Here is a 10,352-nt window from a genome sequence, read left to right on the forward strand (position 1 = left end):
TTATGAATATTGACTAATTTTTAGAGGTGCCCTCATTTAACTCTTCTAAAGCTTCTTCAAGACTTTTTCTTTTATTATATATTCTGTTTGTTGTCATTGTATCAAAGCCATCTGCAATAGCTAAAATTTTTGATTCAAGAGGAATTTCATCTGATTTTAAGCCCTTTGGATAACCCAGTCCATCAACTCGTTCATGGTGAAAGTGAATAATATTTGCTATTTTTTTAAAATCATTAACTTTAGATAAAAGTTCAAATCCTATAGAAGAGTGTTTTTTTATAAGTTTGTATTCGTTATCATTTAATCTTGATGGTTTTAGTAAGATAGAATCAGGAATAACAATTTTACCAATATCATGTAAAATACCAGCCTCATAAATCATGTCACAATTTTGTTTTGTAAGATGCATTTTACTTGCTATTTTTTTCGCATATGTTGCTACTCTTTTTGAATGACCAGCTGTATATGGATCTCTTTTTTCTATTAGTTCCGCTAAAGTATACAGCACTTCTTTATAGTTTTCTAATTTCTTTAATGCATAGAGTTTTTCATTTTCTACGTTTTCTAAAGTTAAAACTATCCATTTATCTTTTAGTAAATATGGCTTTGCATCTAATCTAAAACTTGCTACTCCACTATCACAAAGTAAGTCTATTTCTAAATGTTTTTTAAGATACTCTTTTTTATCAATCCAATTAAAAAAAGATTTTATACCATTTCTTGCTATTAAGCTAATAAACATTTTATTTTTTTCATTTAAAAATCTATAGGCAAAATAAGCTCTTGCTATATTATTTATATTTTGTATTTCTAGCTTATTATCAAGTAAAATAAACCCTATTGTAGCGTCCATAAATAAACTCTCATACTCAAGTTGAGAAGTTAATAGTTTTTCTTCTTTCTCCCTTAACTCTTCATTTTGTGCTTCAAGTTCAGCTTGATAAACATCCAACTCATGAAGAAGAGTTTTTAAATCACTACTTTCAAATTTTGAAGAAAAATCATTGCCTTTTCTTTGTATAATTTCATAGGCCTTTTTTCTTAATTCTATGTCAGTTTGCTCTAACATGTCACTTGATTCCTACCATTTCTTTTCGATTCATAAAGTAATTCATCTACTCTTTTAAGAAATGTTTTTATACTATCATCTGGAAGAGTAGCTGTAACTCCAAAACTACATGTAATTTTTATTTCATTTGGAAAAATAGCATCTTCTATATTTGACCTTAAATTTTGAGCAAAATTACAAGCATCTTCTTTACTACATGCTTTTAATAAGATGATAAACTCTTCTCCGCCCCATCTTGCAAATATATCTGATTCTCTTAATCTCTTAGCAACAATATCAGATAAATATTTTAATACTTCATCTCCAACATCATGACCAAAGTTATCATTTATATCTTTAAAGAAATCAATATCAAACATTACAATAGACAAATCTAAAGATTGTCGTTTAAAAAAAGAAAATTCTGTATTTAAAAAATCATTAAATTTTGCACGATTATAAATCTGTGTTAATTCATCATAGAAAACTCTTTTTTCTAGTTTCCTTTTTTCTAATGAAATATCAGTAACTTCAGATAATGAGCATATTATATGATCTGTTTTACTTCTTGAAATTGACACAATAAAGGCTTTTACTTCATCTGATTTTTTTTCATTAATAAGTATTAAATTATTTTTTTGTTCTGAATTAATCATCATATCTGTCCAATGAAGATTTATTTTAGTATCTACACTAAAGAAACCCTCATTTTTAATAAAAGTACAATCAATTGAATCATATTTTATTCTAAAATCACTTATATCTTTTGAAGCATAAAACTCTAAAAATTTATCATTTAAGAATAATAAATTATATTCATTATCATAAACTATAATCATATTTTCTTGATTTTGAGTTATTTCATTTAATAAAAGATTTTTTTTATTTAAATCTTCTGCTAAATCTACCTCTTTTTGAACATCTCTAAGCGATAATAAATATCCCTCTTTTCCTTTTTCATAATCTTTCAAATAAAGTCTAAATCTATTTGATTTTTTATTAAAATTAACTAAATCAAGTTCCAAATAATTGTTTTTGTATTCATTTGAAACTATCCAATTCAAAAACTTTTTCATTTCTCCTTGTTTTATATAAGTAGAGAAAAGTACCGTTGATTTTTTTGATTTTGTAAAATTAAAGAAATCTTGCGCTAAAAAATTTGCTTCTATTATTACTAAACTATTATCTAATAATAAATAAGGAAATGGAGCTTCATTAAATAACTTTTGATTCTTTACATTTGCATTTATTAAAGCTAGTTCTTTATTTCTTAACTCTTCATTTTGAGCCTCAAGTTCAGCTTGATAAACATCCAATTCATGAAGAAGAGTTTTTAAATCACTATGTTGAAATTTTAAGGAAAAGAATTCGCCTTTTCTTTTTATTATTTCATAAGCTTTTTCTCTTAATTCTTTATTTTCTTCCATTACAAGCATCCTCAATGTTTAAAGAATCAATGATATTATCTAATTGACTTTGATCAGCTTTTTCATCCATAAATTGACTAATATCAACAAAAGTTCCTATCATTTCTATAGGTTCATTTTTTTCATCAAATCTCAATATTGTATCTTTTGAAATTAAAGTTAAATAATTACCATTTTTGTTTTTAAATCTATATTTTATATTTATAGTTTTTTCATTTGATTTTAATTTTTTTACGTTAATTATGTGATTTTTCATAATTTCCACTTCATCTGGATAATATAACTCTACAAAATCACTTGCTGTTTTTTTATTTAAATCACCTAATTTATAACCTGTTATTTTTGTATATTCTTCATTAATGTAAGTTATTCTCTCTTTTTCAAAATTATAAATATATATACCATTTAAGTTTACTGCTGAAAGAGTATATATCATCTCTTTTTTGTTTTTGTTATTTTCTTCTTTTTCTTTCTCTTGAGTTATATCTCTTATTGTTCCAATAAATCTTAGTACATGTGCTGAATTAGTCTCTTTTACACCTATATAATAACACTGAATCCAAATATACTCTTCATTTTTATTTAATACTCTTAAATCTAATATACAAGAGTCTATTTTATTTAAAAGTAAGTCTTCTATTTTTTGCTGTCTTATTTTTTTATCATCTTTATGAATTTGAGATTCATACCAAGTCATAAAATCTACTTTATGTGACAAATCACTTAACTCATACCCTAAAATTTTTGCAAAATTATCATCAATGTAATAATCAGACATATTGCTTACATGATAATCAATTATTCCAACTTTTGTAACATCATGAATAGCTTTTATTCTAAAAGAAATATCTTCTAACTCTTTTTTTAATTTTATAGTAGTTTTATTTTCTTCATCTCTTTCTTCGTACATAGACCTCATCTCTGTATATGCTGTTTGAAGCTCTTCATTTGTACTTTGAAGCTCTTCATTTGTAGTTTCTAACTCTTCATTTGAACTTTGAAGTTCCTCATTTGAACTTTGAAGTTCCTCATTTAAACTTTGCATCTCTTCATTTGAGGTTTCAAGTTCTTCAATTACTGTTTGTAAATGCTCTTTTGTTTTTGCTATTTCTAGATTTAAGGCTTCTACTTCACCACTATATTCATCTGAATTTAAATACTCTTTTTTCTCAAAAATAATTGATTCTTCTTCTTGAAAACAAATTAAATATAAATCTTTTGTATATGAATTATCTAGTGGGGAAACTAGCATTCTTACATAAACAACTTCACTATTTATTGTAACTTTTATAAAATTACTTTTTATAGTTTTTTTCTCTTTTTGAGAAGCGTGCAAATTTGCTCTTAATTCAAGACTCAAAGAATCATGTATATTTTTAAATACATTTTGAGTAATTTCACCCTCAGGATGTACTAAATAAGGATTTTTTCCTTTAATATAAACCATTTCAAAACTATCATTTACAATAATACATCTAGGAATAATATGTTTTCTTATATGCTCAGTCATCATATCAGATATTGTAGGCTGAACAGCTGCTTCCACTTCTTTATATTGATATCTAGCTTTTTCTCTTTCACTTGGAAGTTTGACAGGGAATGGAGGTGTTTTTTGCCCATGAAATATAGCTTGATATATTTTCCATTTTTTATCTAAAAATTTAAATTGATAATTGTATCTTCCAATAGATTCAGATTTTCCTAAAAATAGTATTCCCGTATCATTTAAAGCATAATGAAACATAGGAAAAATTCTATCTTGAAGTTCAGTCGTAAAGTATATAAGCATGTTTCTGCAAGAGATTAAATCAAGTCTCATAAATGCAGGATCTGAAATAATATTATGTCTTGAGAAAATACACATATCTCTTATTGGTTTTATTACTTCATACTCATCATTTTTAACTGTAAAATATTTTTTTACTATATTTCTATCAACATTTATAATTGCAGCTTCTGGATATCTAGCTTTTCTACAAATTGAAGTTACACTTTCGTCTAAATCTGTTGCAAATATTTGTATTTTATAATCAGCTACTTTATTCTCCAAAAGTTCTGATAGAATTATTGCTATTGAATATGGCTCTTCTCCCGTACTACATCCAGGAATCCAGATTCTAATGTTTTTATCTTTTTTTTCTTCAATGGCTTTTTTTAATATCTCTTTTAATGAAGCAAAAGCCTCCTCATCTCTAAAAAATGATGTAACATTTATCAAAATATCTTGGAAAAGTAAATCTGCTTCTTCTGCATTTTCTAAAAGATATTTATAATAATTACTCATATTAACTATTTTAAGAGCAGCCATTCTTCTTTCAATTCTTCTTTGAATTGTAGAGTTTTTATATAATGAAAAGTCAACTTTTTTGACAGTATATATTTTTTTGATAATGCTAGTATAAACTTGATTTTGATTTTGAATAGGATTTTGATTTATATTTTTTCCCCTATAATTCAAAATCTCTATAATTTCAGTTATCATAACTTCAGTATCTAAAATAAGGTCAATATTTCCAGTATTTATTGCAGAATTTGGCATTCCATCATATTTTGCATTCATAGGTTGTTGTGCTATTGTAAATCCATCTTCTGATTTAATAGCCCTAATCCCCCTACTTCCATCACTTCCAGTTCCTGAAAGAATAATTCCTATTGATTTATTTTTTTTAGCATTTGCTATTGATTCAAAAAGTAAATTTACAGATGGTTTTGGTCCATAACTTATCTCTTTTGTTTCTAGAAGTAATATTTTATCTTCATCAACTACAATATTTTTATTTGGAGGGCAAATATACATAGTATTTGCTTCAATTATTACTCCACCGATAAACTAAACTAATTATATGCTAAATTTAGCTATAATTTGAAATGGAAAAAATAAATAAATTAGAAAAAAATGATGCTAGAAAAGTAGATTCAAATACATTACAGTATCTCAGAGATAGAGCAATTAAATTAAGGGATAGTGGTATAAGTAATCTTGAAACAGCTGCAATATTAGGTTTGTCAAAAATTACAACATCAAGATGGTATAGCAAATATAAAAAAGATGGTCAAAAAGCACTTAAAGTTCAAAAAACTGGTCGTCCTAAAAAGTCTGGTAAGAGACTTAGCGATGAACAAGAGGAAAAAATCATCCGAATGCTTATAGATACAACCCCAGAACAATTAAAGTTTAAGTTTGCTTTGTGGACAAGAGAAGCTGTAAAACAGTTAATTCTAAGAGTAGTAGATATTGATATGCCAATATCAACAGTTGGAGATTATCTTGCAAAATGGCAATTTACTTCGAAAAAACCAATAAAAAGAGCTTATGAAAGAAAAGATAGTGCAACTAAAGCTTGGTTGGAAGAAACATATCCAAAAATCAAAAAAGAAGCAAAAATAAATAATGCTGATATTTGGTGGGCTGATGAGACTGCTTGTGTATCAATGCCATCAAATTTAAAAGGATATGCTCCAATAGGAAGTAAAATAAAACCTATTCTTACTCATACAGCTAAAAAGTTTAAAGTGAATATGATATCAGCCATTACAAATACAGGTAAATCAATGTTTGCATTGTATGATGATTCAATAGCTACAGATAATTTTATAGATTTTTTAGAAAAAGTAATAAAATCAAATGATAAAAAAGTATTTATGATAGTAGATAACCTAAGAGTACATCATGCTAAATTAGTAAAAGCTTGGGAAGAAAAGCATAAAGATAAAATCAAACTCTTTTATCTTCCACCATACTCCCCAGAATTTAATCCTGATGAATATTTGAATCAAGATTATAAGAGTAATGTACATAAAAATGGTCTGCCAAAAAATCAAAAAGAACTAAAAGAAAACACACAAAATTATATGGAGAATTTACAAAAAAATCCACAAAAAATAGCTAACTTTTTTCAACATCAAAGTGTTAAATATGCTAGCTAATGAAATTAGCTCTGTTTATTGGGGGAGTAATAATTCACCATCTTCAGCAGCTTTTATTTTAATAGGTGCATCTTTTGACAATAGTTCAACTAAAAGACTTTTATATGTGGGAGATAGATGTTGAGCAACTATATATGTAAAATTAGTATTTGTAGGAATATGATTAACTAAATTTTGTAAAGCTTCCAGTCCTCCTGCACTTGCACCAATACCAATATATATCAAATCATTATTTTTCATTATCATGCCTATTTTTTATATTAAGGAATATTTAATCAATTTTATTATTAGATATCAGATAAAATGTGGAATTTTTTATCAATTTTAATATAATCTTTTTTTATGATTAAACTTAATAATAATTAAATAAAAATACTCTTTGTTACATAAACACTTATAAGACACTAAAAAAGTGTAAAATTACGTAAAATATAAAGAATCATTAGGAGATAAATTGAACTATCAAGCTATTTTAGAAGAAATAGAAAAGGAAATACAAGCTCTTTTTTCAGAAGGTAAAGTTGCAGATTATATTCCAGCACTTGCAAAAGTAGATCCAAATCAGTTTATTATGTCTGTTCGTTTATTTGATGGAACTTCTTTTGGAGTAGGAGACGTTAATAGTAAGTTTTCTATTCAAAGCATTTCAAAAGTTTTTACATTTACCCTAGCCCTTCATCAATATGGAAGAGATCTTTATCAAAGAGTAGGACATGAACCATCAGGTGATCCTTTTAACTCTTTAGTTCAACTTGAATATGAAAATGGAATTCCTAGAAATCCATTTATAAATGCAGGTGCCATAGTAACCACAGATACCCTAGTTTCAATTCATAAAAAATATACTTTTAAATTTATTTTAGATTTTATAAAAAAAGTTGCAAATGATGACACAATAACTTATGATAAAGATATTTATAAATCAGAATTAGAAAATGGATTTAAAAATTTTGCACTAATAAATATGATAAAAAGCTACAATAATATTCATAATAAAATTGATACAGTTATTAATACTTATTTTAAACAATGCTCTATTATGATGAGTACTTCTCAACTTGCTCAATCTATGCAATACATAGCAAATCATGGTGTTAATCCTCTTACAAATGAAAGATTAATTAGCATATCAAAAGCAAAAAGAACAAGTTCTTTAATGTTAACTTGTGGTCACTATGATGCAAGTGGTGATTTTGCATATAAAGTTGGACTTCCAGGGAAAAGTGGTGTTGGAGGTGGAATTGTGGCTATCGTTCCTCAAAAAATGTCAATATGTGTTTATTCACCCAAATTAAATGCCCAAGGTAATTCACTAATTGGAACAAAGGCATTAGAACTATTTACTTCAAAAACAGGCTTATCAATTTTTTAACCCTGTTTTAGTATAATCAATAAAATATACAATTTTGTATCATATTAATTTTTAGGATTTGAAAAAATGAGTGCATTGGAAATAGCTGATATTATTGGAGTAATTTGTTTTGCACTAAGTGGTTTTTTAATTGCTGTACACTATAAACTAGATATTTTAGGTGTTTTTATCTCATCATTTTTAACGGCACTTGGTGGTGGAATGATTAGGGATGTTTTAGCTGATAAAACACCTTATGTTTTTACTAACAATCTTCCTGTTGTATTAGTTGTAGCTACTGTTTTAATTGCCCTACTTTTTAAACTTCATAAAATAGATGATTTAGAAGGAAAAACTGCTTTTATAATCTCCGATGCTGTTGGTTTAGTATCTTTTTCAATCACAGGCTCAATTGTAGCTATTCAAAATGAATTTAATTTTTTAGGTGTTTTAATCTTAGCCTTTCTTACAGCCGTTGGAGGTGGAACAATAAGAGATATTTTAATAAATAGAGTACCATCTATTTTAGTATCAGAATTTTATGCTACTGTTGCATTGATTATAGCAACTATAATATTTACATTAGAATTATTTGAATTAAGAAACTTATTTACTATGATGGTTGTATTTATTTTTGGAGTAATTTTAAGACTACTTGCATATTATAAAAAGTGGCATTTACCGACTTTATCTAAAGAATAATTTTTCTTCCTTAACCTTTCGTTTACTATTTGTTGATAAAATCTTGCATTTTAAAACCAAAGGAAAAAAATGATAAAAAAATTTTTATTTACAATATTTTTAGGATTAAGTGCATTTGCTAACTCTTTAACAGTAGGAAGTGATCTTCCAGTATTAACAGTAAAAGATCAATTTGAAAAAGAAAGCACAATTGATTCAAAAATCAAAACTGTTATTTTTTCTGCTACTAAAGAAGAAAGTAATACTATAAAAGAGTTTTTAGCAGCTAAAGAAAAAGATTATTTAATTAACAATAATATTGCATATGTTGCTGATATTACAGGAATGCCAAGTTTAATTTCTAAATTTTTTGCAATACCTAAAATGAAAGATTATAATTTTTCAATTCTTTTAATTGATGAAGATAACAAAGCATTATTTCCAGTTGAACAAGATAAAATTACTATTATTACTTTAGATAATTCTAAAGTTACAAGTATTAAATTTATTAAAACAGCTGAAGATTTAGCAACTACTTTAAAATAAGTATTTCTCTACTAGCTTTTAAGCTAGTAGTTTTTCAAAAGCCTCTACAATAGCTTCTTTTTCAAGCTCTTTTATTTTATTTTCTAAACTATCAACTGTTTCATTATTTTCAAGTTCTAATTCTTTTGTAAGAATAATTTCACCCTTATCATAAACTTCATTCACATAATGAATGGTAACCCCTGATTTTTTTTCACCATTTTTTATAATAGCTTCGTGAACAAATCTTCCATACATTCCTTGACCACCATAAATCGATGGTAGAAGGGCTGGATGGGTATTTATAATTTTATTAGGAAAGGCATTTAAAAGACTTGATTCGATTTTTTTCATAAAACCTGATAAAAATACATAATCACAATCAAAATCTTTTAATAATCTTGCACATTTATCATCTATATTTTGACCAGGATATCTTTTATCATTTATAATAAAATTTGGAATATTATAAGATTCTGCTTTTGATAAAACTCCTGCATTTGTATTGTTTGAAATTACCACAACAATTTTAGCATTAAGTTTTTTTTCATCAATAGCTTTTTGTATAGTTTCAAATCCACTACCATTATATGAAGCTAATATTCCGATTTTTTTACCTGTGAACAGGATTTTATTTTCTTCTGTCATTATATATCCTAATTTTTTAAAAGCATTGATTATATCTTTTTTAAAATTAGATTACAATCTTTGAGCATGGGTTAAAGCTATTGCAATAGCATCTGTAATATCAAGTGGTTTAATCTCTTTTTTAACCCCTAAAAGCCTTTTAACCATGAAAGCCACCTGTTCTTTTGTTGCTTTTCCATTTCCAGTTACTGCTTGTTTTACTTGTAGAGGTGTATATTCAGCAAAATTTCCAAATTTTTGTAAAATCTTAAGAGAAATAGCACCTCTAAATTGCGCTAATTTTATAACAGTTTTTGGATTAAATGCATAAAACATATCTTCTATTGAAACATGATTGATTACATGCTTATCAAATATCAAATCAAAACCCTCAGTCATCTCTACAATTTGCTCTTGCAAAATTTTAGTTTTTATTTTTATTAACCCTGCTTCTATCAATTTTACGCTATTTCCATTCTTTTCTACTATGGCATATCCACAGTTTCTAGTCCCTGGGTCAATTCCTAATATTTTCACCTTTTCACTCTTTTCATTCTTTATTTATTCACATTACACAACATGCGATATAATGGTATCTTTTTGATAAATTCTTTCTTAAAAGAAAAAAACTATTCACTACTTATTCACCATGTGTATAACTTATAATTCTTGTATAAATTTACTGTATTTATATTACTTTGAAGCTGTTTTATAAAAAATTTTGATATAATATTTACTAATTACGTATTAAAGAGTTTATAAATAG

10 protein-coding genes are annotated in these 10,352 nt (G+C 26.1%); 4 read left to right on the forward strand and 6 right to left on the reverse strand.

Features of this window, described 5'->3' with window-relative positions; translation table 11 throughout:
- Positions 1–13: 13 nt before the first annotated feature.
- The 3 genes from AACT_RS15395 to AACT_RS15405 are packed head-to-tail and all read right to left on the reverse strand — an operon-like array spanning position 14 to position 5,302.
- The gene (locus AACT_RS15395; protein ID WP_172128437.1) at positions 14–1,069 is read right to left on the reverse strand and encodes an HD-GYP domain-containing protein; all 1,056 of its coding nucleotides are present in this window, start codon (positions 1,067–1,069) and stop codon (positions 14–16) included.
- Positions 1,063–2,475, reverse strand: a complete 1,413-nt coding sequence (locus AACT_RS15400; RefSeq protein WP_172128439.1) for a GGDEF domain-containing protein — start codon at positions 2,473–2,475, stop codon at positions 1,063–1,065. The genes AACT_RS15395 and AACT_RS15400 overlap by 7 nt, the downstream gene beginning before the upstream one ends.
- A complete protein-coding gene (locus tag AACT_RS15405; protein WP_228720593.1) occupies positions 2,462–5,302 on the reverse strand; it encodes a CheR family methyltransferase in 2,841 nt (946 codons plus the stop codon). The genes AACT_RS15400 and AACT_RS15405 overlap by 14 nt, the downstream gene beginning before the upstream one ends.
- A 41-nt stretch (positions 5,303–5,343) precedes the next feature.
- On the opposite strand from AACT_RS15405, the gene AACT_RS15410 reads away from it, so the two are divergent.
- Positions 5,344–6,402, forward strand: a complete 1,059-nt coding sequence (locus AACT_RS15410) for an IS630 family transposase (protein ID WP_172124971.1) — start codon at positions 5,344–5,346, stop codon at positions 6,400–6,402.
- A gap of 15 nt (positions 6,403–6,417) precedes the next feature.
- Here AACT_RS15410 and AACT_RS15415 read toward each other — a convergent pair whose 3' ends face one another.
- Positions 6,418–6,642 carry a chemotaxis protein CheB gene (locus AACT_RS15415; RefSeq protein ID WP_172128443.1) on the reverse strand — a complete coding sequence of 75 codons (225 nt, stop codon included), beginning with the start codon at positions 6,640–6,642 and terminating at the stop codon, positions 6,418–6,420.
- Between the two features lie 214 nt (positions 6,643–6,856).
- On the opposite strand from AACT_RS15415, the gene AACT_RS15420 reads away from it, so the two are divergent.
- From AACT_RS15420 to AACT_RS15430, 3 genes are all read left to right on the forward strand, one after another.
- Positions 6,857–7,774 (forward strand): glutaminase, encoded by a 918-nt coding sequence (locus tag AACT_RS15420; RefSeq protein WP_172128445.1) that lies wholly within the window; start codon positions 6,857–6,859, stop codon positions 7,772–7,774.
- A gap of 66 nt (positions 7,775–7,840) precedes the next feature.
- Complete coding sequence (locus AACT_RS15425; RefSeq protein WP_172128447.1) at positions 7,841–8,455, forward strand: trimeric intracellular cation channel family protein; 615 nt, start codon at positions 7,841–7,843, stop codon at positions 8,453–8,455.
- Positions 8,456–8,524: 69 nt separating this feature from the next.
- The gene (locus AACT_RS15430; RefSeq protein ID WP_172128449.1) at positions 8,525–8,980 is read left to right on the forward strand and encodes a hypothetical protein; all 456 of its coding nucleotides are present in this window, start codon (positions 8,525–8,527) and stop codon (positions 8,978–8,980) included.
- Positions 8,981–8,998: 18 nt separating this feature from the next.
- On the opposite strand, the gene purN is transcribed toward AACT_RS15430, so the two are convergent.
- Together purN and ruvC are read right to left on the reverse strand one after the other, a co-directional pair.
- The gene (gene purN, locus AACT_RS15435) at positions 8,999–9,607 is read right to left on the reverse strand and encodes a phosphoribosylglycinamide formyltransferase (protein WP_172128451.1); all 609 of its coding nucleotides are present in this window, start codon (positions 9,605–9,607) and stop codon (positions 8,999–9,001) included.
- A 51-nt stretch (positions 9,608–9,658) separates the two neighbouring features.
- The gene (ruvC, locus tag AACT_RS15440) at positions 9,659–10,123 is read right to left on the reverse strand and encodes a crossover junction endodeoxyribonuclease RuvC (protein WP_172128453.1); all 465 of its coding nucleotides are present in this window, start codon (positions 10,121–10,123) and stop codon (positions 9,659–9,661) included.
- Positions 10,124–10,352 lie beyond the last annotated feature (229 nt).

Origin of the sequence: Arcobacter acticola, from assembly GCF_013177675.1 — a bacterium.
GTDB lineage: Bacteria > Campylobacterota > Campylobacteria > Campylobacterales > Arcobacteraceae > Aliarcobacter > Aliarcobacter acticola.

Excerpts from the sequence above, each read along its gene's own strand:
- AACT_RS15395 (WP_172128437.1), bottom strand. The coding sequence starts at position 1,069 with ATGTTAGAGCAAACTGACATAGAATTAAGAAAAAAGGCCTATGAAATT.
- AACT_RS15400 (WP_172128439.1), bottom strand. The coding sequence starts at position 2,475 with ATGGAAGAAAATAAAGAATTAAGAGAAAAAGCTTATGAAATAATAAAA.
- AACT_RS15410 (WP_172124971.1), top strand. The coding sequence starts at position 5,344 with ATGGAAAAAATAAATAAATTAGAAAAAAATGATGCTAGAAAAGTAGAT.
- AACT_RS15415 (WP_172128443.1), bottom strand. The coding sequence starts at position 6,642 with ATGAAAAATAATGATTTGATATATATTGGTATTGGTGCAAGTGCAGGA.
- AACT_RS15425 (WP_172128447.1), top strand. The coding sequence starts at position 7,841 with ATGAGTGCATTGGAAATAGCTGATATTATTGGAGTAATTTGTTTTGCA.
- AACT_RS15430 (WP_172128449.1), top strand. The coding sequence starts at position 8,525 with ATGATAAAAAAATTTTTATTTACAATATTTTTAGGATTAAGTGCATTT.
- purN (WP_172128451.1), bottom strand. The coding sequence starts at position 9,607 with ATGACAGAAGAAAATAAAATCCTGTTCACAGGTAAAAAAATCGGAATA.